The sequence below is a fragment of the Pseudomonas sp. 21615526 genome (assembly GCF_013386245.1).
Lineage (GTDB): Bacteria > Pseudomonadota > Gammaproteobacteria > Pseudomonadales > Pseudomonadaceae > Aquipseudomonas.
The window spans coordinates 1-25533 of sequence record NZ_JACAOM010000065.1 but is presented as its reverse complement, the minus strand read 5'-3'; the positions used below and the strand labels follow the sequence as shown (position 1 = coordinate 25533).

At 60.4% G+C, this 25533-nt stretch carries 25 protein-coding genes; 9 read left to right on the top strand and 16 right to left on the bottom strand.

Going from position 1 to position 25533, the window contains the following annotated elements; genetic code table 11:
* Nucleotides 1–36 precede the first annotated feature (36 nt).
* The gene (locus HX786_RS32335) at nucleotides 37–822 is read left to right on the top strand and encodes a methyl-accepting chemotaxis protein (RefSeq protein WP_372847089.1); all 786 of its coding nucleotides are present in this window, start codon (nucleotides 37–39) and stop codon (nucleotides 820–822) included.
* A gap of 42 nt (nucleotides 823–864) precedes the next feature.
* Here the strand turns inward: HX786_RS32335 and HX786_RS18885 are convergent, their stop codons facing one another.
* Nucleotides 865–1350, bottom strand: a complete 486-nt coding sequence (locus HX786_RS18885; protein ID WP_087694309.1) for a flavin reductase family protein — start codon at nucleotides 1348–1350, stop codon at nucleotides 865–867.
* A 321-nt stretch (nucleotides 1351–1671) separates the two neighbouring features.
* Here HX786_RS18885 and HX786_RS18880 point away from each other — a divergent pair, with 321 nt between their 5' ends.
* On the top strand, nucleotides 1672–3078 hold the full coding sequence (locus HX786_RS18880) for a cytosine permease (RefSeq protein ID WP_087694308.1): 1407 nt from the start codon (nucleotides 1672–1674) through the stop codon (nucleotides 3076–3078).
* Nucleotides 3079–3261: 183 nt separating this feature from the next.
* Here HX786_RS18880 and HX786_RS18875 read toward each other — a convergent pair whose 3' ends face one another.
* The 5 genes from HX786_RS18875 to ribBA all read right to left on the bottom strand — a co-directional run bounded on the left by HX786_RS18875 (nucleotide 3262) and on the right by ribBA (nucleotide 8527).
* Complete coding sequence (locus HX786_RS18875) at nucleotides 3262–4416, bottom strand: ABC transporter ATP-binding protein (protein WP_087694307.1); 1155 nt, start codon at nucleotides 4414–4416, stop codon at nucleotides 3262–3264.
* Between the two features lie 17 nt (nucleotides 4417–4433).
* Complete coding sequence (locus HX786_RS18870) at nucleotides 4434–5243, bottom strand: ABC transporter permease (protein ID WP_087694306.1); 810 nt, start codon at nucleotides 5241–5243, stop codon at nucleotides 4434–4436.
* Nucleotides 5244–5249: 6 nt separating this feature from the next.
* The gene (locus HX786_RS18865; protein ID WP_168197505.1) at nucleotides 5250–6167 is read right to left on the bottom strand and encodes an ABC transporter permease; all 918 of its coding nucleotides are present in this window, start codon (nucleotides 6165–6167) and stop codon (nucleotides 5250–5252) included.
* On the bottom strand, nucleotides 6164–7189 hold the full coding sequence (locus HX786_RS18860; protein ID WP_087694314.1) for an ABC transporter substrate-binding protein: 1026 nt from the start codon (nucleotides 7187–7189) through the stop codon (nucleotides 6164–6166). Before HX786_RS18860 ends, HX786_RS18865 begins: the two co-directional genes overlap by 4 nt.
* 228 nt (nucleotides 7190–7417) lie before the next feature.
* Nucleotides 7418–8527 carry a bifunctional 3,4-dihydroxy-2-butanone-4-phosphate synthase/GTP cyclohydrolase II gene (gene ribBA / locus HX786_RS18855; protein ID WP_178912461.1) on the bottom strand — a complete coding sequence of 370 codons (1110 nt, stop codon included), beginning with the start codon at nucleotides 8525–8527 and terminating at the stop codon, nucleotides 7418–7420.
* A gap of 68 nt (nucleotides 8528–8595) precedes the next feature.
* Between ribBA and HX786_RS18850 the strand changes: the two genes are divergently transcribed.
* A complete protein-coding gene (locus tag HX786_RS18850) occupies nucleotides 8596–8889 on the top strand; it encodes a DUF1330 domain-containing protein (protein WP_178912460.1) in 294 nt (97 codons plus the stop codon).
* 47 nt (nucleotides 8890–8936) lie between these two features.
* On the opposite strand, the gene HX786_RS18845 is transcribed toward HX786_RS18850, so the two are convergent.
* From HX786_RS18845 to HX786_RS18815, 7 genes are read right to left on the bottom strand one after another with little or no spacing between them, the layout of a single operon-like run.
* A complete protein-coding gene (locus tag HX786_RS18845; RefSeq protein ID WP_087694303.1) occupies nucleotides 8937–9500 on the bottom strand; it encodes an NUDIX hydrolase in 564 nt (187 codons plus the stop codon).
* 2 nt (nucleotides 9501–9502) lie between these two features.
* Entirely contained in the window at nucleotides 9503–10255 is a 753-nt protein-coding gene (locus tag HX786_RS18840; protein WP_087694302.1) for a GntR family transcriptional regulator, read from the bottom strand.
* A gap of 23 nt (nucleotides 10256–10278) precedes the next feature.
* Complete coding sequence (locus HX786_RS18835; protein WP_178912459.1) at nucleotides 10279–10668, bottom strand: carboxymuconolactone decarboxylase family protein; 390 nt, start codon at nucleotides 10666–10668, stop codon at nucleotides 10279–10281.
* 11 nt (nucleotides 10669–10679) lie between these two features.
* On the bottom strand, nucleotides 10680–11165 hold the full coding sequence (locus HX786_RS18830; RefSeq protein WP_010567340.1) for a flavin reductase family protein: 486 nt from the start codon (nucleotides 11163–11165) through the stop codon (nucleotides 10680–10682).
* Between the two features lie 12 nt (nucleotides 11166–11177).
* Nucleotides 11178–12659 (bottom strand): aldehyde dehydrogenase, encoded by a 1482-nt coding sequence (locus HX786_RS18825; RefSeq protein WP_087694300.1) that lies wholly within the window; start codon nucleotides 12657–12659, stop codon nucleotides 11178–11180.
* A complete protein-coding gene (locus tag HX786_RS18820; RefSeq protein WP_102368700.1) occupies nucleotides 12656–13489 on the bottom strand; it encodes an alpha/beta fold hydrolase in 834 nt (277 codons plus the stop codon). Before HX786_RS18820 ends, HX786_RS18825 begins: the two co-directional genes overlap by 4 nt.
* Nucleotides 13490–13531: 42 nt before the next feature.
* The gene (locus HX786_RS18815; RefSeq protein ID WP_087694298.1) at nucleotides 13532–14122 is read right to left on the bottom strand and encodes an amino acid synthesis family protein; all 591 of its coding nucleotides are present in this window, start codon (nucleotides 14120–14122) and stop codon (nucleotides 13532–13534) included.
* 278 nt (nucleotides 14123–14400) lie between these two features.
* Between HX786_RS18815 and katG the strand changes: the two genes are divergently transcribed.
* Entirely contained in the window at nucleotides 14401–16671 is a 2271-nt protein-coding gene (gene katG, locus HX786_RS18810; RefSeq protein WP_178912458.1) for a catalase/peroxidase HPI, read from the top strand.
* A gap of 44 nt (nucleotides 16672–16715) precedes the next feature.
* On the opposite strand, the gene HX786_RS18805 is transcribed toward katG, so the two are convergent.
* Nucleotides 16716–18476, bottom strand: coding sequence for an EAL domain-containing protein (locus HX786_RS18805; RefSeq protein WP_178912457.1), 1761 nt, complete (start codon nucleotides 18474–18476; stop codon nucleotides 16716–16718).
* Nucleotides 18477–18692: 216 nt separating this feature from the next.
* Nucleotides 18693–19532 carry an EcsC family protein gene (locus HX786_RS18800; protein WP_003208925.1) on the bottom strand — a complete coding sequence of 280 codons (840 nt, stop codon included), beginning with the start codon at nucleotides 19530–19532 and terminating at the stop codon, nucleotides 18693–18695.
* 163 nt (nucleotides 19533–19695) lie between these two features.
* Here HX786_RS18800 and HX786_RS18795 point away from each other — a divergent pair, with 163 nt between their 5' ends.
* The 5 genes from HX786_RS18795 (at nucleotide 19696) to HX786_RS18775 (ending at nucleotide 24851) form a co-directional block, all read left to right on the top strand.
* Nucleotides 19696–20823, top strand: a complete 1128-nt coding sequence (locus HX786_RS18795) for an alpha/beta hydrolase (RefSeq protein ID WP_178912456.1) — start codon at nucleotides 19696–19698, stop codon at nucleotides 20821–20823.
* Nucleotides 20824–20965: 142 nt separating this feature from the next.
* Nucleotides 20966–21835, top strand: coding sequence for an oxaloacetate decarboxylase (locus HX786_RS18790; protein WP_003208921.1), 870 nt, complete (start codon nucleotides 20966–20968; stop codon nucleotides 21833–21835).
* A gap of 165 nt (nucleotides 21836–22000) precedes the next feature.
* The gene (gene tauA / locus HX786_RS18785) at nucleotides 22001–22987 is read left to right on the top strand and encodes a taurine ABC transporter substrate-binding protein (RefSeq protein ID WP_178912455.1); all 987 of its coding nucleotides are present in this window, start codon (nucleotides 22001–22003) and stop codon (nucleotides 22985–22987) included.
* A 2-nt stretch (nucleotides 22988–22989) separates the two neighbouring features.
* Entirely contained in the window at nucleotides 22990–23823 is an 834-nt protein-coding gene (tauD, locus tag HX786_RS18780; protein WP_178912454.1) for a taurine dioxygenase, read from the top strand.
* A 14-nt stretch (nucleotides 23824–23837) separates the two neighbouring features.
* Nucleotides 23838–24851 (top strand): GNAT family N-acetyltransferase, encoded by a 1014-nt coding sequence (locus HX786_RS18775; protein WP_178912453.1) that lies wholly within the window; start codon nucleotides 23838–23840, stop codon nucleotides 24849–24851.
* A gap of 2 nt (nucleotides 24852–24853) precedes the next feature.
* Here HX786_RS18775 and HX786_RS18770 read toward each other — a convergent pair whose 3' ends face one another.
* Nucleotides 24854–25405 carry a GNAT family N-acetyltransferase gene (locus HX786_RS18770; RefSeq protein WP_177036940.1) on the bottom strand — a complete coding sequence of 184 codons (552 nt, stop codon included), beginning with the start codon at nucleotides 25403–25405 and terminating at the stop codon, nucleotides 24854–24856.
* Nucleotides 25406–25533: the final 128 nt, after the last annotated feature.

Here is a 25533-nt window from a genome sequence, read left to right as displayed (position 1 = left end):
GCGGCCGGGCAGATCCACAGCAGTTCGGGGAGTGCCATGGAGGTCTCGGTGGAAATGGCTGAGGTCGCCTCACGCCAACGGGAGGCCGTGGACATGGTGTCCACCGCGTTTCATGAGATGGTCGCCACCTCCAATGAAGTCGCGCGCTCCTGCAGCCAGGCCGCCGACTCTGCCGACAACGGACAGCGCCAGGCGCACACCGGCCAGCAGCAGATCGACGCAGCAGTGAGCAGCGTAGGGCGCCTGAGTGAGGAAATCGGCCACTCCGCCCAGTCCATGGAGCAACTGGAAAAAGACAGCAACGACATCCAGTCGATACTCGGCACCATCCGCTCCATCGCCGAACAGACCAACCTGCTGGCGCTGAACGCTGCCATCGAAGCCGCCCGAGCCGGTGAACAGGGGCGTGGTTTTGCCGTGGTGGCAGACGAAGTGCGGGCCCTGGCCAAGCGTACTTCGGACTCCACCGGCGAGATCGACGGGCTGCTGGGCAACCTCGCCCGGCGTACCCATCAGATGGGTAAACAAATGCATGCCAGCATGGAGGTGTCCCAGGAAACGGTGGTGTCGATCAACGACGCACGGGCCAGTTTTGGGTTGATTCGCGAGTCGGTGGACGTGATCCGCGACATGAATACGCAAATCGCAACGGCTGCCGAAGAGCAGCACCAGGTGGCTGAAGACATCAATCGGCACATCAGCCAGATTCACGGGGATGCACAGTTGGTGGCGAGCCTGGCTGATTCCACGCGCCAGGATGCGCAGCAATTGACGACGTTGTCTCAGACGTTGAATCAGTTGGTCAGCCGCTTCCGCACCTGACCGGTGGGCGCCCGGGCTGCCGGGCGCCTGCAACGGTAACGATCAGGCAATGGCGGGCAGGGCGCCCATCTTGCCGTGGCAATACACCAGTGGCCCGGCGTTCTGCCGGGGCACGATCAGGTTCTTCACCGCACCGACCATGATTGCATGGTCACCGCCTTCATACTCACGCCACAATTCGCACTCGATCACCGCCGTGGCATTGGCGAGGATCGGGTTGCCCAGTTCACTCAACGTCCATTCGATGCCCTGCGCCTTGTCTTTGCCCTTGCGCGCAAAAGCATAGGCTTCGCTTTGCTGCCCACCGGACAGCACATGAATGGCAAAGCGCTGGTTCTTGATCAGCACCGGATAGGAGTCGGAACTGTAGTTGGGGCAGAACAGCACCAGGGCCGGCTCCATGGACAACGAGCTGAACGCACTGGCGGTAAGTCCGACTATCTGCCCGTCATCATCGAGCGTGGTGATCACGGTGACTCCGGACGGAAACGAACCCATCACTTGTTTGTAGATGGCGGCATCGATCATGGGACGGTCCTCGTAGGGTGAAGCGGATTTTATAGATTTGTAGGTCTGATGGTATACCGTAATACAATCTAATCAAGGGCTTTTTCAGGCGGCCGATGAACGTTGACCTTTGGTCTTATAGCCAATGAATACGGGGGTTAGCCCGCTGAATGAAGAGGGGCCGTGTGGCACAATAGCGGATCAGATGCGTGCCAGGACTACGGATCAGTCTTGTGAAAATGTTGGAATACCATAATATGGTGTTCGTATGGGGGTGGCCAGAGAGCTCCCCCGGTTTGGCGTCAAACAACTATAAGATCAGACAAACGCGAGTTCATTTCCATGCCCCAGATGTCCCGGCAAGATCCCCTGATCGAGAATCACACGGTCGATTACGTCCCCCTCGCGGAGCGCCATGGAAAGGCCCGCGACCTGTTCACCCTATGGTTCAGCACCAACATTGCACCGCTGCCCATCGTCACCGGCGCTATGGTGACTCAGGTGTTCCATCTCAACCTGGTGTGGGGGCTGCTGGCGATTGCCCTCGGGCACATGCTCGGCGGTATTGTCATTGCCCTCGCGTCGGCCCAGGGCCCGCGCATGGGCATCCCACAGATGGTGCAGAGCCGGGGTCAGTTCGGGCGCTACGGAGCGCTGCTGATCGTTTTCTTCGCGGCCCTGATCTACATTGGCTTTTTCATCTCCAACATTGTGCTGGCGGGCAAGTCCATCGTCGGCATCGTGCCGTCGGTACCGGTGCCGGCCAGCATCCTGATCGGCGCGCTCAGCGCCACGGCCATTGGCGTGATCGGCTATCGCTTTATCCATACCCTGAACCGCATCGGCACCTGGGTGATGGGCAGCGCATTGCTGGCGGGTTTCCTCTACATTTTTTCCCACGACCTGCCGGCAGACTTCCTCACCCGTGGCGGCTTCAATCCGGCCGGCTGGCTGGCGACGGTGTCGTTGGGAGTGATCTGGCAGATCAGCTTCTCCCCCTATACCAGCGATTATTCGCGCTACCTGCCGGCTGATATCGGCATCACCCGACCCTTTGTCGCCACCTACCTGGGGGCCACTCTCGGCACCATTTTGTCGTTCTCCTTTGGCTTGGTCGCCGCCCTGGCGACACCCGAAGGCACTGAGGCGATGGTCGCGGTCAAGCAAGCCACCGGCTGGCTGGGGTCGATCCTGATGGTGCTGTTTCTGCTCAATATCATCAGCCACAACGCCCTGAATCTGTATGGTGCGGTGCTGTCGATCATCACCTCGATCCAGACCTTCGCCAGCCAGTGGACACCCGGCATCAAAGTGCGTGTGGTGCTGTCCAGCGTGGTGCTGGCCGGATGCTGCGTGGTGGCATTGGGCGCGTCGGCGGACTTCATCTCGCAATTTATCGGCCTGATCCTTGCGCTGCTATTGGTGCTGGTGCCGTGGGCGTCGATCAACCTGATCGATTTCTACATCATCAAGCGTGGCGCCTATGACATTGCGTCGATCTTTCAGGCGGACGGCGGGGTTTACGGACGCTTTAACCTGCATGCGATCGTGGCGTATTTCATCGGCATCATCGTGCAACTGCCGTTTGCCAATACGTCGCTGTACGTGGGGCCATGGGCCAATCTGGTAGAGGGCGCAGACCTGTCGTGGCTGGTGGGGTTGGTGGTGACGTGTCCGCTGTATTACTGCCTGGCGACGCGCGAGCATAGCCGGAAGATGAGGACGGTAAAGTTGGGCTATACCGACTGATCATCGAATGAACTGAAATGCCCGGCCAATGCCGGGCATTTTTTTATCTGCAGTTAAGGCCTGCCGATGCAGCCGTATCCTTGTAGCAAGCTGGCTTGATGATCAATGACATCCGGCCAGGTCCAATGTTAGCAGGCAAAAAAAGGCCGCCACAACCCGACGTTGTGGCGGCCCAAGGGTGACTCAATGGGCGCCGGCGGCCTTGTTCAGATCGCTTTCAGCCCATGCGGTATAGACGCAAGCATCCGCCGTGGCCCAGCGCACGCGCACCGGGTCGCCGGCCTTGAGTGGCATGCCCGCAGCAGACAACGCCTTGACTGTCATCGAGGTGCCGCCAAGGGTTTTCACGGTGCAGGTCTGGCTTTCGCCGAGGAACAGCACCTCGCCTACAATCGCTGACACCTCATTCCAACCCGCCGCCAATGCCTGCTCGGTAGCTTGCTCGACACTCAGCGCCAAGGCTTTTTCCGGGCGTACCATCAACAGCACCTCCTGCTCGGTTTGCAAGCCGCTGGTCAGGCGGATCGACAGCGATTGGCCTTCAAACGATGCCACCGCATTCCCCTGCGCCTTGAGCTTGAGGAAGTTGGAGTTACCGAGGAACGAGGCTACAAACGCATTTGGCGGGTTCTGGTACAGGTCGTAGCCACTGCCCAGGCCGACAATCTTGCCGTGGCTGAAAATCGCGATGCGCTGGGACAGGCGCATGGCTTCTTCCTGGTCGTGGGTTACGTAGACGATGGTGATGCCCAGGCGCCGATGTAATTGGCGCAGTTCGTCCTGCAGGTCTTCACGCAGTTTTTTGTCGAGGGCGCCGAGGGGTTCGTCCATCAGCAGGATGCGCGGCTCGTACACCAGCGCCCGCGCGATGGCGACGCGTTGCTGCTGGCCGCCGGAGAGTTGCGAAGGGCGGCGATGGGCAAATTGCTCAAGCTGCACCAGCTTGAGCATGGCGTCGACGCGCTTCTCGCGCTCGGCGCTGGCCAGTTTGCGAATCGCCAGGGGGAAGGCGATGTTGTCGCGCACCGACAAATGCGGGAACAGCGAGTAACGTTGGAACACCATGCCGATGTCGCGTTTGTGCGGCGGCACATTGACCAGGGATTGGCCGCTCACCAGGATCTCGCCGCTGCTTGGCGTTTCAAAGCCTGCGAGCATCGACAGGGTGGTGCTTTTGCCAGAGCCGCTGGAGCCGAGGAAGGTCAGGAATTCGCCGTCCTTGATGTCCAGCGAGATGTTATCCACGGCGGCAAATTCACCGTAGTACTTGTTCAGGTTGCGCAAGCTGACCAGGGGTTGGCCATGGTTTTGCGCGGTATCTTGGATCACTGCACTCATGTCTTGCTCCTGGGCGCTCAAGCGCGGGTTTCTGTGCGCCGGCGAAGGGCGGCGGCGATGACCATGACGAGCACCGAGAGGCCGATCAGCAACGTCGAGGCGACGGCAATCACAGGCGTCAGGTCCTGGCGCAGGGTGGTCCACATTTTTACGGGAAGGGTTTGCAGGGTCGGGCTGGCCATCATCACGCTGAGCACCACTTCGTCCCATGAGACGAGAAAGGCGAACAACGCGCCGGCCACCATTCCCGGGCGAATCGCCGGGAATGTCACCTTGAATACGGCCTGCAGGCGCGATGCGCCGCAGATCACCGCCGCATCTTCAATCGATTGGTCGAACAGCTTCAGCGAGTTGATGATCGAGATAATGGTGAACGGCAGCGCGACAATCACATGGCTCACTACAAAGGCGAACATCGTGCCGGTATAGCCGAGCTTGAGGAACAGTGCGTACACCGCCACCGCGATGATCACCAACGGCACGATCATCGGCAGGGTGAACAGGCCGTAGAGCAACTCGCGGCCAGGAAATCGCCCACGCACCAGGGCAAATGCGGTGGGCAGGCCCAGCGCCACGGCGAACACGGTGGTCAGTACCGCAACCTTGAGGCTCGCTACCGCCGCGTTCATCCAGTCGGCATTGGAGAAGAACTGGCCGTACCATTTCAGCGTCCAGCCCGGTGGCGGGAACACCAGCCATTGGGACGAGCCGAACGACAGCAACACGATGAACACGATCGGCAACAGCAAGAACAGGCCAATCATGCCGGTGGTGGTGTAGAGGCCCAGGCGCATCCTGCGGCTCATGGCATTGGAAGTCAGGAGCATGACGGCTTACCTCGCGTTGCTGGCGCCAACCGGGGATTCCGGCTGAAGCTTCAGGTAGAAGTAGAACAGCACCAGCGTGATAAAGATCAGCAATGCGGCGCCGGCACTCGCCAGGCCCCAGTTGAGGAACGACTGCACCTGCTGGATGATGAACTCAGGCAGCATCATGTTCTGCGCGCCGCCGAGCAGCGCCGGGGTGACGTAGTAACCGAGGGACATCACAAACACCATCAAGCCGCCGGAAAACAACCCCGGTCGGCACAGCGGCAGGAACACCCGGAAGAAGTTGGTCCAAGGGCTGGCACCGCAGATGGAGCCGGCCTGCAGGATCATCGGGTCGATGGCCTGCATGGTTGCCTGCAATGGCAGCACAATGAACGGGATCATGATGTAGCTCATACCGATCACCACACCGGTCAGGTTGTGCACCATCTCCAGCGGCTGGTCGATGATGCCCATCGCCATCAGTGCCTTGTTGATCACCCCGGAGGCTTGCAGCAATACCAGCCATGAATAGGTGCGGGCGAGCAGGCTGGTCCACATCGACAGCAGCACGATGTTCAGGATCCAGCGCCCCCAGCCGCGTGGTACCAGGGTAATCACCCAGGCCAGCGGGAAGCCCAGCAACAGGCTGAACAGGGTCACCAGGCCGGCCACCGAAAAGGTATTGAGCAGTACCCGGGCGTATGCCGAGTTAGCGAACAGTTGCTCATAGTTGCCAAGGCCCGGTACGGGCTCCAGCACGCCGCGCAGCAACAGGCCGATCAGCGGCGCGAGGAAGAACAGGCCGAGGAACAGCAGCGCCGGGATCAGGTTGCTCGACCCCCGCCAGCGCTGCGCCAGGGATGGCGCACCTGGTTTGCAGGAAACTGCGCCAGCAACGCCGAGGGCGCTCCCGGTCGGCGTGGTTGCCGTCATTTTCATTTGACTAGCCATTCATTCCACCGTGTCGCAATGGCCGGACCGTTCTTGGCCCAGTAGGCGAAATCGAGGGTGATCTGGTCCTTGGCATACGCCGTCGGCAGGTTGGGCGCCAGCACTGAGTCCAGGCGCTGCACACTGTCGATGTTCACCGGTGCATAAGCGGTCAGGTTAGAGAAGTCGGCCTGGCCCTTGGCGCTGCTGGCACTGGCCAGGAACTTCATCGCCGCGCCTTTGTTTTTGCTGCCTTTAGGCACGACCAGGATGTCCGCCATCACCAGATTCTGTTTCCAGCTTACGCCTACGGGTGCGCCATCTTCCTGCAGGGCATGAATGCGGCCGTTCCAGAACTGACCCATGCTGACTTCGCCCGAGGCCAGCAGTTGCTGGGACTGTGCGCCGCCGCCCCACCAGACGATGTCTTTCTTGATGGTGTCGAGTTTCTTGAAGGCGCGGTCCAGGTCCAGGGGGTAGAGCTTGTCGGCTGGAACGCCGTCAGCCAGCAGCGCCAGTTCGAGCACGCCAGGGCTTGGCCATTTGTAGAGGGCACGTTTGCCGGGGTAGGTTTTGGTGTCGAACAGCGCGGCCCAGTCCTGTGGCTTGCCAGCGCCGAGCTTGCCCTCGTTGTAGCCGAGTACGAAGGAGAAGAAAAACGAGCCGACGCCATGGTCGGAGACAAACCGCGGGTCGATCTTGTCGCGCTGGATCACCGAAAAATCCAGGGGTTCGAGCAGCCCTTCAGCGGCGGCGCGCAAGGCGAAGTCAGCCTCCACGTCTACCACGTCCCACTGCACGTTGCCGCTCTCGACCATGGCCTTGAGCTTGCCATAGTCGGTGGGACCGTCCTGCACCACAGTGATCCCGCTGGCCTTGCTGAAAGGATCGGCCCACGCCTGCTTTTGCGCATCCTGGGTGCTACCGCCCCAGCTCACGAAATTGACGCTTTCGGCCGCCAGGGCCGCGTGAGTGGCCGTGGCCAGCAAACCCGCGAACAGCATCGCGGTTGCACGTTTGTTCAACACCATTTTCACGCCCTCATTTGTTTTGTTATTGAGCGGGCCTGGTAATGCCCGCCTATCGGGAGCAGTAGGTCTCTCGAAGCCTCTATTGCGAAGCCTCAAAAGTCGACCGTACCAAGGCTTGTTACTGGCGCTATCCCTGGCATGCGCACTTGGCAAAAGTACTCGGTCGATGGAATATCATATTATGGTATTCCAAGCTTTGTGCAAGCACTTTGCCTTACCGGTTATCCGTCATTCGGTGAACGGAATGCTCTCCACCACCTCCAGGTCGTAGCCTGTCAGCCCGGCGTATTTCAGCGGAGGGCCAAGGTGGCGCAGCTTGCAGACGCCAAGGTCCTGCAATATCTGCGCGCCGGTGCCGACTTCCGAATAGATCCGCGACTGCGAACGGATGAACTGGCGCGGCGTCTGGGTCAACTGCGGGACGCGTTCGAGCAGGGCCTGGGAGGATTCATGATTGGCCAGCACCACCACCACGCCGCTGCCTTCTGCGGCGACGCGTTGCAGGGCGGCCCATAAGGTCCAGTTGGGGGGGCCGCTATACTCGGCGCCCACCAGGTCGCGCAGCGGGTCGATCACGTGCACGCGCACCAGGGCGGGCGTGTCGCGGTGTAACTGCCCCATGACCATCGCCATGTGCACGCCGCCATCAATGCGGTCCTCAAAGGTGATCAGGCGGAACGTGCCGTGCACTGTGGGCAGGTCGCGCTCGCCGATGCGCACTACGGTGCGCTCGGTACTGAGGCGGTAGTGGATCAGATCGGCGATGGTGCCGATCTTGATCCCATGCTTGTGCGCGAACACCTCAAGGTCAGGGCGACGTGCCATGGTGCCGTCATCGTTCATCACTTCGACGATCACCGAGGCTGGTGTGTGCCCGGCCAGGCGCGCCAGGTCGCAACCGGCTTCGGTGTGCCCGGCGCGCGTCAACACGCCACCATCCTTGGCGCGCAACGGGAAAATATGCCCCGGTTGCACGATGTCGGCCGGCCCCGCATCGGCATTCACGGCCGCGGCCACCGTGCGCGCCCGGTCGGCGGCGGAGATGCCGGTAGTCACGCCGGTGGCGGCTTCGATGGACACGGTAAACGCGGTGCTGAACACGCTGCCATTGCTCGGCACCATCTGCTGCAGGCCGAGGCGCTGGCAGTGTTCGTCGGTGAGGGTCAGGCAAATCAGGCCACGCGCTTCCCGGGCCATGAAGCTGATAGTCTCGGCGGTGCAGCACACCGCGGGCAGCAACAGGTCGCCTTCGTTCTCCCGATCCTCGTCGTCCACCAGGAGCACCATTTTGCCTTGGCGGTAGTCTTCGATGATGTCTGCGATGTTGTTGAAAGACATGGTGGCTGCTCGAGTTATTGGTTGTATGTATTATGGTATACCACAAAACCAAGCAAGAGGATGTCACGATGAAGGCTTACTGGATTGCCCATGTAAATGTGTCCGATGCAGAGCAGTACACGCAGTACACCCAGCGCGCGCCTGCGGCCTTCGCGAAGTTTGGCGGGCGCTTCCTGGCCAGGGGCGGGCGCAGCGCCGCGATGGAAGGCGGGCCTGCCAAGCAACGTAATGTGGTGATCGAGTTCGACAGCTACGAGCAGGCGCTGGCCTGTTATGAGTCTGCGGAGTATCAGGAGGCAAAGGCGCGTCGTGAAGGGGCGGGCGAGGCGCAGATCATCATCGTGGAAGGGCTGGTGCCTTAGGGTTATCAGGCATACACCACATTTTTGATCCGTGTCGGGGCTGACGATCAGCGGATGAAGTGAATCTTGCCGCTGTCGTCGTTACCGATGTAGATGCCATACACCCCAGCCTGGCGTTCCTCGATATAACGCTCGAGGATCTGCCGGATCGCCGGGTAGTAGATGCTGTCCCAGGGAATGTCCTCGGGCGCGAAGAACTTGTAGTCGAGGGTCTCCGGCCCGAACTGGCCGGTGATCTGCAGCGCGATGGCGCGGAAGATGATGTACACCTCGCTGATCTTCGGCACGCTGAAAATCGAGTAGGGCGAGAGGATCTCCGCGCGTACGCCGCTTTCTTCCCAGACTTCGCGTAGTGCGGCCTGTTCAGTGGTTTCGCCACCTTCCATGAAGCCGGCCGGCAGCGTCCAGGTGCCAGGACGCGGCGGGATGGCCCGCTGGCAAAGCAGATATTTGCCGTCCTGCTCGATGATGCAGCCGGCGATAATCTTCGGGTTGATGTAGTGGATGTAGCCGCAGCCCCGGCACATCAGGCGCTCATGGGTATCACCCGGTGGCAGCTGGTGACCGAGGTCACTGCTGCCACATGTCGGGCAAAAACTGGGGCTGGGCATGGTCAGTGACCTATGCGCGGTTCTTTGAGGGCGATGGGCAGTGTGATCTCGGGGATCTTGCCGGTCTCTTCCTGCTTGCGCTTGAGGTAATCCAGGGCCACGGCGGCGGCGGCGCGCACGTGGTCGACACAGGCCTGGTGGGCGGCGAGCGGGTCGCCGCTCTTGATCGCCTGGACCATACGCTCCATTTCCTGGTTGCTGGTACCGCGACGGTTTTCCTGGGATACCGAGGTCGCGCGCAAGTAGCTGATACGTGCCTGCAACTGACGCAGTTGGGTGGCCGCCACGTGGTTGCCGGAGCCTTCGAGCAACACGTCGTAGAATCCTTGTACCGAATCAATGACCTGTTGCAGCTCACCGTCCTTGAGGGCCTTGCGGTTTTCCTCAAGGGCTTTTTCCAGTGCCTTGATGTCCTTGGCCTTGGCGCGCAGGGTGAACAACTGCACGATCAAGCCTTCGAGCACGCAACGCAGTTCATAGATGTCGACGGCATCGGCCAGGGTGATGATCGCCACTTGCGGACCCTTGGCATCGGCGAATTCCACCAGGCCTTCGGACTCCAGGTGGCGCAAGGCTTCGCGCACCGAGGTGCGGCTGACGCCGAGGCGGTCGCAAAGGTCGCGTTCCACCAGGCGGTCACCCGGCAGCAGTTGGAAGTTCATGATGGCGCTGCGCAGTTTTGCCAGCACGATTTCGCGCAGGGTGACCGGGTTGTGATTGACCTTGAAGCTGTCGTCGAGTGGCAGGCGTTTCATGGGGGCTGCTCTGAATGTTGCGGTTAACTGGAGGCCTCGGCGTCGGTTTCGGCGAAGGCTTCACGGGCCAGTCGGAAACTGTCCACGGCGGCGGGAACCCCGCAATAAATGCCGACCTGAAGCAGAATTTCGCGTATTTGTTCACGACTCAGCCCGTTACGCAAGGCGCCGCGCACGTGCAGCTTGAGTTCATGGGGCCGATTGAGGGCCGAAATCATCGCCAAGTTTATCATGCTGCGTTCATTAAGCGACAAACCCTCACGGCCCCACACATGGCCCCAGCAGTATTCGGTGACCATCTCCTGCAGGGGGCGAGTGAAGTCGTCGGCGTTCTCGATCGAACGTTGCACATAGGCTTCGCCCAGCACTTGCGTACGGATTTTCAGGCCCCGTTGGTACTTGTCGTCGCTCATCAATCAGCTCCTCAGGCCAGGGTGGGCAGCGGGCCCAGCTTGCCCTTGTGGTAGATCATCGGTGTGACCGGTTGCTCGGGCAGGATCAGGTTTTTCACCGCTCCGACGATGATCGCGTGATCGCCACCGTCGTATTCGCGCCACAACTCGCACTCGATGATCGCCGTGGCCTTGGCCAGCAGCGGATTGCCCAGTTCGCTCAAGTGCCACTCGATGCCCTTGGCCTTTTCCTTGCCCTTGCTGGCAAAGGCATAGGCTTCGGCGGTCTGGTCGGCGGACAGCAAATGAATCGCAAAGCGCTTGCTGTCGCGCAGGATCGGATAGGTGTCCGATGCATAGTTGGGGCAGAACAGGACCAGTGCCGGGTCGATCGACAGCGCACTGAATGCGCTGGCGGTGATGCCGACGATGCCGCCATCCGGGTCGAGGGTAGTGACAACCGTCACCCCGGACGGGAATGAACTCATGACGTCTTTGTAAATGCCGGGTTCGATCATGGTCGGGGTCTCTTAACGCATCACAAAAGGATCAGGCATGGGCGCCTGGGAAAGGTTGATCCACACCGTCTTCAGCTCGGTGTAAGCCAGTACCGAATCGATGCCACTTTCACGTCCATAGCCGCTGTTCTTGAAGCCGCCAATGGGCGCCATGGCCGAGACGGCGCGGTAGGTGTTGACCCAGATAATCCCCGAACGCACGTCGCGGGCCAGGCGGTGGGCACGACCGAGGTCGCGGGTCCAGATGCCGGCGGCGAGGCCGAACTGAGAGTCGTTGGCGATGGCCAGGGCTTCGGCTTCGTCCTTGAAACGGATGACCGAGGCCACCGGGCCGAACACTTCTTCCTGCATGATCTTCATCGAGTTGCGGTCGCACTCGAACAGGGTCGGCTCATAGAACCAGCCTTCGCCCAGGTTCTGCGGACGCTTGCCACCGGTACGCAGGCGCGCACCTTCAGCGATGGCATCCGCCACCAGGCCTTCGACCACGGCCAGTTGCTGTGCGGTGGCCATGGGGCCCATTTCACTGGCGTCGTCCTGCGGGTTGCCGATGCGAATGCGTTTGGCGCGCTCTACCAGGCGCTCGACGAATTCGTCGTAGATTTCATCCTGCACCAGCAGGCGCGAGCCAGACACACAGCTTTGCCCCGACGCCGCGTATATCCCGGCAATCGCACCATTGATGGCGCTGTCGAGGTCGGCATCGGCAAAGATGATGTTCGGTGACTTGCCGCCCAGTTCCAGCGACAGCTTGGCGAAGTTCTCGGCGCTGCTGCGTACTACGTGCCGCGCCGTGGCTGCGCCGCCGGTAAAGGCGATCTTGCGCACCAAAGGGTGGCGGGTGAGGGCGGCGCCGGTGCTTGGGCCGTAGCCAGTCACCACATTGACCACGCCCGGCGGAATGCCAGCCTCCAGGGCCAGGCGCGCCAGTTCGAGGATGGTCGCCGAGGCGTGCTCCGACGGTTTGATCACGATGGTATTACCCGCTGCCAGGGCCGGCGCGAGTTTGATTGCGGTCAAGTACAGCGGGCTGTTCCATGGAATGATCGCGGCCACCACGCCCATGGCTTCGTGCACGGTGTAGGCGAAGAGGTCCGGCTTGTCCAGCGGCAGGGTGCCGCCCTCAAGCTTGTCGGCCAGGCCTGCCGTGTAATGGAAGAACTCCGGCAGGTAACTGACCTGACCGCGTGTCTCGCGGATCAGCTTGCCATTGTCGCGGCTTTCGAGCTGTGCCAGTTGTTCCTTGTTTTCGGCAATCAAATCTCCCAGGCGGCGCAGCAGTTTGCCCCGCGCGGTAGCGGTGAGGCCACGCCAGGCCGGGCTGTCGAAGGCGCTTTGCGCGGCCTGCACGGCGCGCTCCACATCCGTCTCGTCGGCGTCGGGCAGTTGCGCCCAGGGTTCGGCCAGGGCCGGGTTGAGGCTGTCGAAAGTCTTGCCGGACAGAGCATCGACCCATTCACCGCCGATGCACATCTGGAAGCGTGCGAGTGTCATGCAACGATCCCCTTTATTGGATTTTTTTGGGTGTACACCGTGTCAAGAAAGCCCAGCAGCAGTTGGTTGACCAGCCGCGGCGATTCCACTGGCATCATATGCCGTTGCTCGGCCAGCACTGCAACCGTCGCACCGGGAATGCGATCGGCCAGTTGCCGGGCCATCTCCGGGGTCGAGCCCGGGTCGAGTTCACCGGTGGCGACCAGGGTCGGCGCGCGCAAACCCTTGAGGTCGTCGGCGCGGTACATGTCCTGGGTCGCGAACAGCTCGTACGTGGTGAGGTAGCCCTGGGGGTCGTTGCCCGCCAGGGTTTCACGCAGCGCAGCGATCTGCGCCGGGTTGGCTGCCTGGTACTCGCGGCTGAACCAGCGTGACAGCGCGGCTTCGGCATTCGCATCCGGGCCATGCTCGGCGGCCTGGGCAGTGCGTGCGATCACCCCGGCACGCTGTTCGGCGCTGCGGTTGAACACACTGTTGAGCACCACCAGGCCTTGCAGGCGTTCGGGGTAATGCAAGGCAAACGCCCGCGCAACCAGGCCGCCCATGGAAAACCCGATCACCGTTGCCTGAGGCAGTTGCAGGTGGTCGAGCAGTTCCAGCAACTGGTCGGCATACCCCAGCAGCGGGGTGCCGGCAGCCGGGCGCGGGCTGGCGCCATGGCCCAGCATGTCATAGGTGATCACGCGATAATTCGTGGCCAGGCCAACGACTTGCCCGCCCCACATTTCTTTATTCAGGCCCACGCCGTGGATCAAAACCACAGGCTGGCCTTGGCCGGTCGCCAGATAACTGGTGCCAGCCGGGGTGCGATCAGCGGTGAGCTGAATCATGGAGCGCTCCTGCATGTTTTTTGTTTGGGTGACCGGTCTTGCTTACTGGGCTTTCTCGGCTGCCAGCTCTTCCAGGTCGATGTAACGGTTGCCGATGCGTGGGTGCAGGCGGCCGCCGTCGGCGCACCCAAGGACCACCACGATCTCGTCGGCACGCGGGGAATCTTCTATCTGCATTTCCAAGGTGATGTAGTGCGAGCGCAGCCCTTCGTCATCCTTGTGCATCATCGGGATTTGAATCGATGTGCCCGGGCCACCGCGCTTGTTGGTAAAACTCAGGTAGCTCTTGGCCTTGACCGCTTCGCGGTAGTGGTTGCCAAAGCGCAGGGTATGGATGATTGCCGAGGCGTGTTCGATTTCACCGTCGGCACCGACCACGGCGGCCTTGCCATAGGCTTCGATGTTGTCTGCACCACCGATAATGCCAATCAGGCGCTCCACCATCAGTGCGCCGAGATCCGAGCAGTTGGCACGGATTTCCGGTTTCAGGTCTTCGACAAAACCGCGACCCAGCCACGGGTTTTTCAGGACGACAGCCAGGCCCACCATAGTCACTGGCGTGTCGGAGGCCTTGCCGCCTTCAATAAAGGTTTCTTCTACATAGCTGACGATCTTGCGGATTTCAAAACTCATGGCTGCTCCACCTGGGTGCTGATTGGTTTGTGTATGATGGTATACCATAATACCGCAAGCGCAAGAGCTGCAAGCAAACTGAAGATGGGTTCGCGCGATAAAAGGTCGAGCGGATGGCTTTTTCTGGTCTTGAGATCCCAGTGGCTCTTATGCAGGGCGGGGCCCCAGGACGGCTTTCAATCCCAAGAACAGGTCTATCAGGGGATAACGTTGCAGCTATTAGAGTTTTCTGCGAACGAGGCTAATCTTTGAAAACGTCACTAAAAGGTGTGCCAAGCATGTCAACTGAATCGAAATGCCCTTTCAACCACGCTGCGGGTGGCGGCACCACGAACCGAGACTGGTGGCCCCAGCAACTGAACCTGAAGATCCTGCATCAGCATTCCTCCCTCAGCGACCCCATGGGTCAGGGCTTCGATTACGCCAAGGCGTTCAAGAGCCTTGACTTCGAAGCGGTCAAGCAGGATTTGCGCGATGTCATGACGCAATCCCAGGACTGGTGGCCGGCGGACTTTGGCCATTACGGCCCGCTGTTCATTCGCATGGCCTGGCACAGCGCCGGGACCTACCGTACCGCCGACGGTCGCGGCGGTGCCGGTTCCGGTCAGCAGCGCTTTGCACCGCTCAACAGCTGGCCTGACAACGTCAGCCTGGATAAGGCCCGTCGCCTGATCTGGCCGGTCAAGCAAAAGTACGGCCGGCGGATTTCCTGGGCCGATTTGATCGTACTCACCGGTAACGTTGCGCTGGAGTCGATGGGGTTCAAGACCTTCGGGTTCTCCGGCGGTCGCCCGGATGTCTGGGAGCCGGACGAGGACGTTTACTGGGGCGCCGAGACCACGTGGCTGGGGGGAGAAGAGCGTTACGGCGTGCAAAAGAAAATGCAGCAGCCGGGTGATGGTCCGTTGGTGGCTGAACCGCAGAACCATGGCAACGAAGAAAGCCGCACCGGGGGCGGTGAGCGCAACCTGGAAAATCCCCTCGCCGCTGTGCAGATGGGCTTGATCTACGTGAACCCGGAAGGGCCTGAAGGTGTTCCGGATCCGGTTGCCTCGGCGAAGGATATCCGTGAAACCTTCGGTCGCATGGCGATGAATGACGAAGAGACCGTAGCCCTGATCGCCGGCGGTCACGCCTTCGGCAAGACCCACGGCGCAGGTCCGGCGGATAACGTCGGCCCGGAACCGGAAGCGGCTGGCCTGGAAGAGCAGGGGCTGGGCTGGAAAAACAGCTTCGGCAGCGGCAAGGGCGGTGACACCATCACCAGCGGGCTGGAGGTGACCTGGACTTCGACGCCGACAAGATGGAGCAATGAGTACCTCGAAAACCTCTTCGGCTTTGAATGGGAACTGACCAGGAGCCCGGCGGGCGCCCATCAGTGGGCACCGAAGAACGGTGCCGGCGCCGGCAAGGTTCCGGATGCCCATGATGCCGGCAGGCGGCATGCGCCGAGCATGCTGACCTCGGACCTGGCGCTGCGTTTCGATCCGGCGTACGAACAGATCTCCCGACGTTTCCTGGCCAACCCGGACCAACTGGCAGACGCCTTTGCCCGTGCCTGGTTCAAACTTACCCACCGCGACATGGGTCCGCTTGCGCGTTATCTCGGCCCGGAAACCCCCGCGGAAGAGTTGCTGTGGCAGGACCCGATTCCTGCGGTCGATCATCCACTGGTGGATGAGCAGGATGTGGCGGCGCTCAAGCAGAAGATTCTCGCCGCGGGGCTGACGGTCTCGCAGCTGGTTTCGACGGCATGGGCAGCGGCGTCCACCTTCCGCGGCTCCGATAAACGCGGGGGAGCCAATGGCGGGCGCCTGCGCCTGGCTCCGCAGAAGGACTGGGCGGTCAACCAGCCTGAGCAACTGTCGGGCGTACTGAAGCGTCTCGAAGCTATTCAGGGAGACTTCAATACCGCACAGACGGGAGGCAAAAGGATTTCCCTGGCCGATCTGATCGTGCTGGCGGGCAGCGTGGGGGTTGAGCGGGCGGCCAAAAATGCCGGCCGCCAGACCACGGTGCCTTTCACGGCAGGGCGCACGGATGCTTCCCAGGAGCAGACGGATGTCGAGTCGTTCGGTTTCCTTGAACCGGTCGCCGATGGCTTTCGCAACTACCAGAAGGGGCACTACAAGGTGTCGTCCGAAGCGTTGCTGATCGACAAGGCGCAACTGCTGACATTGACCGCACCCGAAATGACGGTGCTGTTGGGCGGACTGCGGGTCTTGGGTCTAAATGTCGGGGAAAGCAAGCACGGGGTGTTCACCGAGCGCCCGGGAACCCTGACCAATGACTTCTTCAGGAACCTGCTGGACATGGGCGTTGAATGGAAGCCAGTCACCGGCACCCACGATACCTTTGAGGCGCATGACCGCAAGACCGGTGCCGTCAAGTGGACGGGCACCCGGGTCGACCTGGTGTTCGGTTCGCATGCCCAGTTGAGGGCGCTGTCCGAAGTCTATGGCAGTGCCGACGCCGAGGAGAAGTTCGTCGAGGACTTCGTGGCGGCCTGGACCAAGGTGATGAACCTGGATCGCTTTGAACTGGCCTGACACTGGCGCCTGACGTTTACAGGCCCACGCTGTGGGCCTGTTCGCTAGAGGCCCTGGCTTATCCAGGTTTCCAGGTCCGTTGCGGTCATGGGCTTTGCTATCAGGTAGCCCTGCGCTTCGGAACATCCCCACTGTATCAAGAGGTCGAGGATTTCCTGGTTCTCTACGCCTTCGGCAACGACTCGGTAGCCGAGCCCTTTCGCCAGGCCTATCAGGGTTTTAACCAACTGCTTGTCATTTTGATTGCTGCCCAGCCCGCTGATCAATGATTGATCCAGCTTGACGGTAGTGGCCGGCAGTTCCTTCAGGTACGCCCAGTTACTGTAGCCCGTGCCGAAATCATCAACCGCGACCTCTATGCCAATCTGCCGAACGCGCTGCAGTTGCCGGATGACTTCCTCAGGGTTGGTCATCAACATGCTTTCGGTAAACTCAAGTTCAAAGTCGGCAGGGTCAAGGTCATGCCGGTGAAGCTCATGAATCATCGCGTCCACGAACTCGGAGCTTTCCAGATCGCTGACGGTAATGTTCATCGCTATTCGCAGGCGCACGCCTTGTGCTTTCCAGGCTGCGGCTTGCCGGATGATTGCGTTGAGCACCCATAATCCAACGGACGGTATCAACGCGGTTTTTTCGGCCAGGGGGATGAACTCGGCAGGGCTGATGGGGCCAAGCAACGGATGGTTCCAGCGTAGCAATGCCTCTACCGAATCACAGCTTCCCGAGGGCAGTTTGACTTTGGGCTGATACACCAGGCTGAACTGTTTGTCGCAGCTGACCGCTTCCGGCAACGAACTCAACAACATGAACGCGCGTTGTTGAGCCGCATCAAACTGGGGTTCATAAAGAGACCAGCCCAGCTTGCGGTCACGCGCCTCATCTGCCGCACTCACCAGCAGGCGTAGCCAGTCTTGCGGGCCGGAATGGTGAATGGGCAGCACGCCAATCCCGACTTGCATGAGGATGGGGATGCCGTGGCATTCAACAGGCTTTTTGAAGTCCTTGAGAATACTTTCGCAGATGTGCTCGGTGGTTTGATTCTCCTCTAGGATGAAGCCAAACCGCGTCGGGCTGATTTTGTAAAGCAGGCACTGCGCGGGTAACAGGTTTTGCAGGCGAGATTTGATCGCCAGAACCAGGTCTCCGGCAAAGCTGTAGCCCAGGGCCTTTACGATATCGTTGAGAAACTTTGGCGAGATAATGTCAACTGCGTACACATGGCACGCGTTTTCAAGCTTGAGCGCTTGACGTATATCTTCCTCAAGCCTGAGTCGATTGAATAGCCCCGTGGGTTGGTCTACGAAGTTGCGGGACCGCATGCCCTGTATGCGCATCATGACCAGCTCGGCAAAGTCGTTGAGCATTGCACTGTCACGCTCGCTCATGGGAGGGCGGGGGACAGTATCAATGATGCAGAGACTTCCCAGGGTAAAGCCATCCTCCGTGATCAATGGCGCGCCCGCGTAATAACGAATATGCGGCGGCCCCGTAACCAGGGGATTATCTTTGAAGCGGGCATCCAGCGTTGCGTCCGACACCTCCAGCAGGGCGTTGTCCAGGGTAGAGTAGGCGCAAAAAGACACTTCTCGCGGTGTCTGCGTTTCTGTAATTCCCACCCGTGCCCTGAACCATTGCCGGTGTTTATCGACAATTGAAATCAGTGCGATGGGGGCGTTGTAATAGGCAGACGCCATCTCGACGATCTTTTCAAATACATCATCACTATCGCTGTCGGTTGGACAAAATTTCGCGACCTCTTTTAGCCGTTCAATTTCATTCGGCGGAATAGGAGCGCCTTCGCCCATGACAATCCTCAAAGTGGTTATGTTCGTACAACAAGGTATCAGACAGTGCCATCATTATGATGTTGTTTTTCTATTCATCAGATAGCTCAAGGGTATGGCGTCCGGGTGATCTCTTCCTGCGTATCTCCCTAATTCTTGCGCCCTGCGGATGAATGTACGCGCGAGGCAGCGAAGTGGATGCACGGCATTAAAAATTTTTCCGGCATTTCCGCGCTTCTAGTTCACCCGGGGCGCCGCCTTGATGGCCATGTACGCATCCTTGATGGGCTCAAAACCATATTTCTCTTCCAGCCGTTTCACGATGAAGTGCCCCCGCGCCATGTCCTGGTAGAAGTGGGTGAACAGCGTATTGATCGTCGCCCCGGTAAAGGCGCCCATCACCGGAACGGCCTGGGCTGCGAACTTGCTGGAAATGGTAAAGCCAAAACGTGTCGCGACTTTATCGATGAGGATCGCCAGCCATTTCCCGGCTTGGCCCGGGGACAAGCTGCTGATGGCCTTGGAGCCCTGCTTGGCGGCGATCCCCGCCAGTTCCTTGGACAGTTGTTGCATGGCCTGGGTGGTGAAGCTGCGGGTCATGTAGTAACCGGTCTCCGTTGCATCATCGGCCTGGCTGGTGCCACCCATGGCAAACACCTCGATGCAGGCTTGTTTGGTCGAAAAGTCGCCCAGGTCGAAACCCTCGCTGCGCGCCACGTCGGCGACCGCGCGCATCATGATGGTGGTAGAGATCGGCAGCTCGATAAACAGCGCCGCGAAACCGAAGGCCCCGCCGATGGCGCCCGAGGTGGCCGCAAAAGCCTTGTGCAGCCGGGTCGAGGCCGGTTTTCTCGGACTGTTGTCCAGGCTTTTCAGCGCCGCGCCGGCGGATGAATGCAGCGCTGCCGCCACCGCGCCATTGATCCGTTTGGAAACCACCCCCGGCAATGCCTTTACCGCGCTTTCAATCGGGGAGCCGATCATGCCGGACAGCCTGGCCGTCAGGGAGGGTGACTCCAGCAAACCGACGGCCCGCTTGAGATCCTGATAGTCCTCGGGATTGTCTCTGATGCTCACAGGCGTCTCCTTGAAATTTTTCCGGCTTTGATAAAACAAAGACCCGCGAAGAGGGCCATCGTGCCGTCACGCTTTACCCATTCTTTACCTGCGCGGGTGCTGCGTTCGCCGGCGGGTCGGTTAGGCTGCCAGTTACCTTGAACTGAACGGCGGTGTGAATCGAATGAACCTTCAACCTCGGTACTGGCTGGCGGTGAGCGCCCTGGTGGGCAGCCTGGGATTGATTGCGGGGTGTGCGGGCGATCCGCCAAACCCGCGGGCCGAATTCAGCGAGCGGGTCAACAAGGAACTGAGCACCGCGTATCAACCGTCCCATTATGAAACGTCCGGCTGGGGCGCGACCTGGCAGCTCGATAAGCAACCGGTGAACGTTGCGTGGCTGGCACCGGTGACCCACGAGCGCTTGCCGCTGATTATCTACTTGCCGGGGTTGGGTGAGCCGGCCTCGGGCGGGGTGGCGTGGCGCAAGGCTTGGGCGCAGGCCGGTTATGCGGTGTTGTCGGTTCAGGAACCCGCCCATGATCAGTCGATCTTTGCCTCGCAGCAGGCGTTATATGGCGACTTTCGCGGGATGGCGAGCAGTCATTACTCCGCCGCCGCCCTGCGTGACAGGCTGTCGACCTTGCAGAAAGTCCTGAGCGAAGTTCGGGCACGGGCCGCCAAAGGCGACGCGCAACTGGCGGCCATCGACTGGAACCAGGTGGTGGTGGCCGGCTTTGATTTTGGCGCGCAGACCGCTGAGGCACTCGCCGGGGCGCTGGAGCCTGGGGCCACCCCGGGTGTCGGGCTTCAACCCAAGGCGGTGTTGCTGCTCAGCCCTTATGTGGACGCCGATGCCCGGCCGGACGTGTTCGCCCGGATAACGGCGCCCGTGCTGTCGATGACCGGCCAGCAGGATGAAGACCCGTTCAACTGGGTCAGCTCTTACCGTCAGCGAGAGGTGTTGGGCGAGTCGGTGACAGCGGCGGGCAGTGTTCAGCTGGAGTTGAACAGTGCGACGCACAAGACCTTGTCCGGGAGCGAGCTGTTCAGCCGACCGGCGAAAAAGGCCGACAAGGGCAGTGCTTCGTCTGGCGACGCACCCAAGGGTCGAGGGCACAAGCACGGTGCCAAACCTGGCGGCGGCGGCCCGATGGCGGGCGAACCGGCGCCGGACCCCAAGCAGGTGGCCGCGATTCAGGCCATGGGTGTGGCGTTCCTGGATAGCCGGGTCAAACACAATCCCGCCGCCACCGAATGGTTGCACCAGGCCGCGTCAACCTGGCTGGGTGAGGCGGGACGGTTGAAGTAATGGCGGCGGGCTTCCCCCCGCCAAGCGTGATGTATAAGTTTCTCAAACGTCATCAACCATCTTTTTACGGCGTGATACGCTAGCCTTACTTTTGAATTGGCACTGGTCGTTCCCGCGTATACGGCGACAGTGAGGAGTGAACATGTCGAAAATTTCCCACCAGGATCTACGGCGCTCGTTTCGCGAGCTGCTGGCCTCCCAACACTGCTTTCACACCGCCTCGGTGTTCGACCCGATGTCGGCCAGGATCGCTGCAGACCTGGGCTTCGAAGTCGGCATCCTGGGAGGCTCGGTGGCGTCATTACAGGTCCTGGCTGCACCGGACTTCGCGCTGATTACCCTGAGTGAGTTCGTCGAGCAGGCCACCCGCATCGGCCGGGTGGCGCAGCTTCCGGTGATCGCCGACGCCGACCACGGCTACGGAAATGCACTGAACGTGATGCGCACCGTCCAGGAACTGGAGCGTGCTGGCGTCTCTGCGCTGACCATTGAAGATACCCTGCTGCCCGCGCAGTTCGGGCGCAAATCCACCGACCTCATCAGCACGGAAGAGGGCGTGGGCAAGGTCAAGGCGGCCCTGGAGGCCCGGGTCGATCCGCAGCTTTCGATCATCGCCCGGACCAACGCCGCCGTATTGCCGGTGGAAGACGTTATCCATCGCACCAAGGCGTATCAAGAGGCTGGCGCAGACGGCATCTGCATGGTGGGTGTCCGTGACTTCGACCACCTTGAACAGATCGCCGAAGGCCTGACGGTGCCGTTGATGCTGGTGACCTACGCCAACCCGCATCTCAATGACAACGAACGCCTGGCCAAACTGGGTGTGCGGATTGTGGTCGCCGGCCACGGCGCGTACTTCGCCTCGATCAAGGCCACCTACGACAGCCTTCGCGAACAGCGCAACCTGACGCGCAGCACGTCAAACCTGACCGCCAGCGAACTGACCCACACCTACACGTTCCCCGACACCTACGTGAGCTGGGCCAAAGAGTTCATGGATGTCCAAGAGTGACATGACCCTGCAGGAGCGAGCTTGCTCGCTCCTGCAGAAGCTCTAAGCTAATTCCATAAAATTATTTATTTTATTTTTTATAGATCAATATCATCTAACTGAGTTGACCCTTGGAGAGCCGGAGTCCGCGCTGCTCAAGTCTTATCCGCTCAGGAATCTATAAAAATGAACACGCTGAAACCGGCCCGCAACCTCCTCTCGGCCATGGGCCTCGCTGTCCTCTCCCTAAGCGCTCAATCCGCTGACCTCACCATCGGCTACATCAACGGCATCGACCCGATCAAACGCGCCATCGCCGATGGTGAATATGAAAAAGGTATCGGCCAGAAGATCGATTGGCGCAAATTCGACGCGGGCCCGGCCGTCCTGGCCGCCATGGCTTCCGGTGATGTGCAGATCGGCAACCTGGGTTCCAGCCCGTTGGCTGCGGCGGCTTCGCGAAACATGCCGCTGGTGGCGTTCATTGTCAGCGCGCAGATTCGCAGTTCCGAGGCCCTGGTGGTTCGCGACGGCAGCGGGATCAAGACCCCTGATGACCTGATCGGCAAAACCATCGCCGTGCCCTTTGTGTCGACCTCCCATTACAGCCTGCTGGGCGCGCTGAAGCACTGGAACCTGGACCCGCGCAAAGTCAACATCGTCAACCTGACACCGGCACAAATCACCGCCGCCTGGGCCCGCGGCGATATCGACGGGGCGTTTACCTGGTCGCCTGCCCTGGGTGAAATCCGCAAGACCGGTAAGATCCTCACGGATGCTGCCGAAGTTTCCAACTGGGGCGCCCCGACCTTTGAGGTGTGGGTAGCGCGCAAGGATTTCGCTGAAAAGAATCCGAAGGTCGTTGCCGATTTTGCCAGGGTCAGCCTGGCGGCGATTGCCGATTACGCCGCGCATAAAAAAGACTGGACCGTTGATTCTGCCCCCGTGAAGAGCATCGCCCGACTCACAGGCGCCAACGCTGCGGACATTCCCGAGCTGCTCGAAGGCTCGTCGTTCCCGACGGCCGCCGAACAAAAAAGCGCGCAATACCTCGCCGGTGGCACCGCCAGGGAAATTGGCAAGACCGCCGAATTTCTGAAAGAGCAGGGAAAAATCGAAAAGGTCCTGCCTGACTATTCCGCCTTCGTCAGCGACAAGTTCATCGGAGAATAATCATGGGCCTGACGCTTCATCCCCTTGGCCCTAGCATCGGCGCGGAGGTTGAGGGGCTGGATATGGCCCTGCCTCTGACGGATCAACAACACGACTGGGTGGAGCAAGCACTGCTGCAGCACCAGGTGTTGTTCTTCCGTAACCAGGCCATTACCCCCGGGCAGCACGTGGCATTTGCCGCGCGGTTTGGTGATTTGCACCGGCATCCGATTTACCCGCACGTTGACCGGCACCCGGAATTGCTGCTGATCGACACCGCCGTGACCGATGTCCGCGACAACGCAATCTGGCACACCGATGTGACCTTCCTCGCCGCACCGGCGATGGGCTCTGTGTTGGCGGCCAGGCAAGTGCCTGCGTTCGGCGGGGATACGTTGTGGGCCAATGGCGTGGCTGCGTTTGAAGGGTTATCGGCCCCCGTCAGGCAACTGCTCGACGGCCTGACCGCCACCCACGAATTGACCAAATCATTTCCCACCGAGCGCTTCGGCAGCACGCCCGAAGCATTGGCGCGCTACGAAAAAGCCCGGAAGGATCACCCGCCGCTGTCACACCCGGTGGTCAGGACGCATCCTGCCACCGGGCGCAAGGCGTTGTTTGTGAATGAAGGCTTTACCACGCGGATCAATGAGCTTGAGGCGGCGGAAAGTGATGCGTTGTTGCGGTTATTGTTCAGCCACGTGAGCCGTCCGGAATTCACCGTGCGTTGGCGATGGAAGGCGAATGATGTAGCGTTCTGGGATAACCGCATTACCCAGCATTACGCGATTGATGATTACCGACCGCAAAGGCGGGTGATGCACCGCGCGACGATGTTGGGCGACGTGCCTTTTTGATGGAGGATCGGTCGATGGACTTGCCCTTGGTGATCAACCCTGACGACTATCTGGAAACCGAGTTCGGCAGGGAATTCACGCCTGAACGAAATCGACAGGCATGGCAGCTCGCGTATGCGCGGTTGAGGCACGAGCTGTCACAGGCGGCAAAGGGCACTCATGTGTACGTGGTCATGGGCGTGCAGGGGGCGGGCAAGTCTCGCTGGGTGGCGGAAAACCTTGAGCGGTTGGGGCACGGCGCAATCGTCTTCGATGCTGCTTTGCCGGCGCGGCGTCATCGGCAGGAGCTGCTGTCCATCGCGTGGGACTATGCAGTCCCGGTGATCGGCATCCTGGTGAGCGCACCGCTGGAGCTGGCGTTATCGCGAAATGCCCAACGCAATGCTGACAAAAAGGTGCCGGAGGACGCGCTGAAAAGCGTGTTCAGCATGCTCGAGCCACCCAGTGAAGACGAAGGATTCGTGTGGGTGCAAACCATTGAACAGCAGGCGCCGCTGCCCACAACCCTGCAAACTGACCGGATGACCCTGGTTGCGCCTGATGTGGCGCTCGCTGAAAAACTCGCCGATGCCTTGAACGCCAGCTACGCACTGCACCGCCGGTTTCTCGTATGGAGCAAGCCGCACTGGACGCGGGAGGACACGCAGGAAAGCCTGCAGCGCGCGGCAAAAGACTTCGATGCGCCTGTCGGGGAGAAACGGTATTTCCTGTTATCTCGCGACGATCCCCAGGCATTGGTGGGCTGTATCGGCCTGCTGCCGCTGGCCGATGAGATTCACAGCTACGAAGTTGGCTATTGGGGCAATCAGGCACACGCCGGTCATGGGCTGATGAGGGAGGCATTGAACGCTCTGGTTTCGCAGTTGAGCGGGCACACACTGCGCCTGACCACTTCTTCGGCGAACATATCCAGTCAACGACTGGCTGAGGCAACGGGGTTTGAATGGGTGGAAACCCTTCAAGGCGCGCGGCGCTGCGAGTACTTTGGCGTACGCGATACGCTGGTTTACCGCCGGACCGCGCGCTGACCCTAAAGGTACTCACACTCCCCACGCAGCAGCGAAAGCTGAACCAGGTCTTGATGAGCTGCGTTCCAGTAACCCGCCTGCCTCAACGTTCCTTCACGCACGAACCCGGCTTTCTCAAGCAGGTTCAGTGACCGAGCGTTGTCAGGATGAACCAGCGCCTCGATCCTGTTGAGTTCCATGTGCTGGAACGCCCATCGAAGGGCGGCGTAAACCGCCTCCTTCATGAGCCCCTGTCCCTGTGCCGATTGCGCCATCTCAAACCCGATGGCACAACTGCGCCACATACGATTCCATTTGAAGAAACCACAGGTGCCGATCAGCGCTGCCGTGGCTATGTCTTCAATCCCCCAGCGAATCCCCGGATTGGGTGAGGTGCGCCAACTGGCAAACAGCTCGATCAGTTGCTCCGCTTGATGAGGCTCGGTAATTGGGTCGGCACCGAACCACTTCATTGCTTCAGCGTCGCTATGAATCGCAAACAACCCCACCGCATCCTCCTGTGTAAGTTCTCTGAGGGTCAGGCGTTCGGTTTTGAGAGTCGGAAAATCGGACACTGCGGGCGTCACCTTTTAGAAAAACGATTCGCTAAGGTGTGTCGTGCGGAATAAAAAATCAATCTGTTCAGTGGTGACGCAGGGCGTCACGGGATACGAACACACGCTCCTGATCAACTGAGATCAAC

Bases quoted from the DNA above. Each gene is read 5' to 3' on its own strand.
- HX786_RS32335 (WP_372847089.1), top strand. From the start codon at position 37: ATGGAGGTCTCGGTGGAAATGGCTGAGGTCGCCTCACGCCAACGGGAG.
- HX786_RS18885 (WP_087694309.1), bottom strand. From the start codon at position 1,350: ATGATCGATGCCGCCATCTACAAACAAGTGATGGGTTCGTTTCCGTCC.
- HX786_RS18880 (WP_087694308.1), top strand. From the start codon at position 1,672: ATGCCCCAGATGTCCCGGCAAGATCCCCTGATCGAGAATCACACGGTC.
- HX786_RS18875 (WP_087694307.1), bottom strand. From the start codon at position 4,416: ATGAGTGCAGTGATCCAAGATACCGCGCAAAACCATGGCCAACCCCTG.
- HX786_RS18870 (WP_087694306.1), bottom strand. From the start codon at position 5,243: ATGCTCCTGACTTCCAATGCCATGAGCCGCAGGATGCGCCTGGGCCTC.
- HX786_RS18865 (WP_168197505.1), bottom strand. From the start codon at position 6,167: ATGAAAATGACGGCAACCACGCCGACCGGGAGCGCCCTCGGCGTTGCT.
- HX786_RS18860 (WP_087694314.1), bottom strand. From the start codon at position 7,189: ATGGTGTTGAACAAACGTGCAACCGCGATGCTGTTCGCGGGTTTGCTG.
- ribBA (WP_178912461.1), bottom strand. From the start codon at position 8,527: ATGTCTTTCAACAACATCGCAGACATCATCGAAGACTACCGCCAAGGC.
- HX786_RS18850 (WP_178912460.1), top strand. From the start codon at position 8,596: ATGAAGGCTTACTGGATTGCCCATGTAAATGTGTCCGATGCAGAGCAG.
- HX786_RS18845 (WP_087694303.1), bottom strand. From the start codon at position 9,500: ATGCCCAGCCCCAGTTTTTGCCCGACATGTGGCAGCAGTGACCTCGGT.
- HX786_RS18840 (WP_087694302.1), bottom strand. From the start codon at position 10,255: ATGAAACGCCTGCCACTCGACGACAGCTTCAAGGTCAATCACAACCCG.
- HX786_RS18835 (WP_178912459.1), bottom strand. From the start codon at position 10,668: ATGAGCGACGACAAGTACCAACGGGGCCTGAAAATCCGTACGCAAGTG.
- HX786_RS18830 (WP_010567340.1), bottom strand. From the start codon at position 11,165: ATGATCGAACCCGGCATTTACAAAGACGTCATGAGTTCATTCCCGTCC.
- HX786_RS18825 (WP_087694300.1), bottom strand. From the start codon at position 12,659: ATGACACTCGCACGCTTCCAGATGTGCATCGGCGGTGAATGGGTCGAT.
- HX786_RS18820 (WP_102368700.1), bottom strand. From the start codon at position 13,489: ATGATTCAGCTCACCGCTGATCGCACCCCGGCTGGCACCAGTTATCTG.
- HX786_RS18815 (WP_087694298.1), bottom strand. From the start codon at position 14,122: ATGAGTTTTGAAATCCGCAAGATCGTCAGCTATGTAGAAGAAACCTTT.
- katG (WP_178912458.1), top strand. From the start codon at position 14,401: ATGTCAACTGAATCGAAATGCCCTTTCAACCACGCTGCGGGTGGCGGC.
- HX786_RS18805 (WP_178912457.1), bottom strand. From the start codon at position 18,476: ATGGGCGAAGGCGCTCCTATTCCGCCGAATGAAATTGAACGGCTAAAA.
- HX786_RS18795 (WP_178912456.1), top strand. From the start codon at position 19,696: ATGAACCTTCAACCTCGGTACTGGCTGGCGGTGAGCGCCCTGGTGGGC.
- HX786_RS18790 (WP_003208921.1), top strand. From the start codon at position 20,966: ATGTCGAAAATTTCCCACCAGGATCTACGGCGCTCGTTTCGCGAGCTG.
- tauA (WP_178912455.1), top strand. From the start codon at position 22,001: ATGAACACGCTGAAACCGGCCCGCAACCTCCTCTCGGCCATGGGCCTC.
- tauD (WP_178912454.1), top strand. From the start codon at position 22,990: ATGGGCCTGACGCTTCATCCCCTTGGCCCTAGCATCGGCGCGGAGGTT.
- HX786_RS18775 (WP_178912453.1), top strand. From the start codon at position 23,838: ATGGACTTGCCCTTGGTGATCAACCCTGACGACTATCTGGAAACCGAG.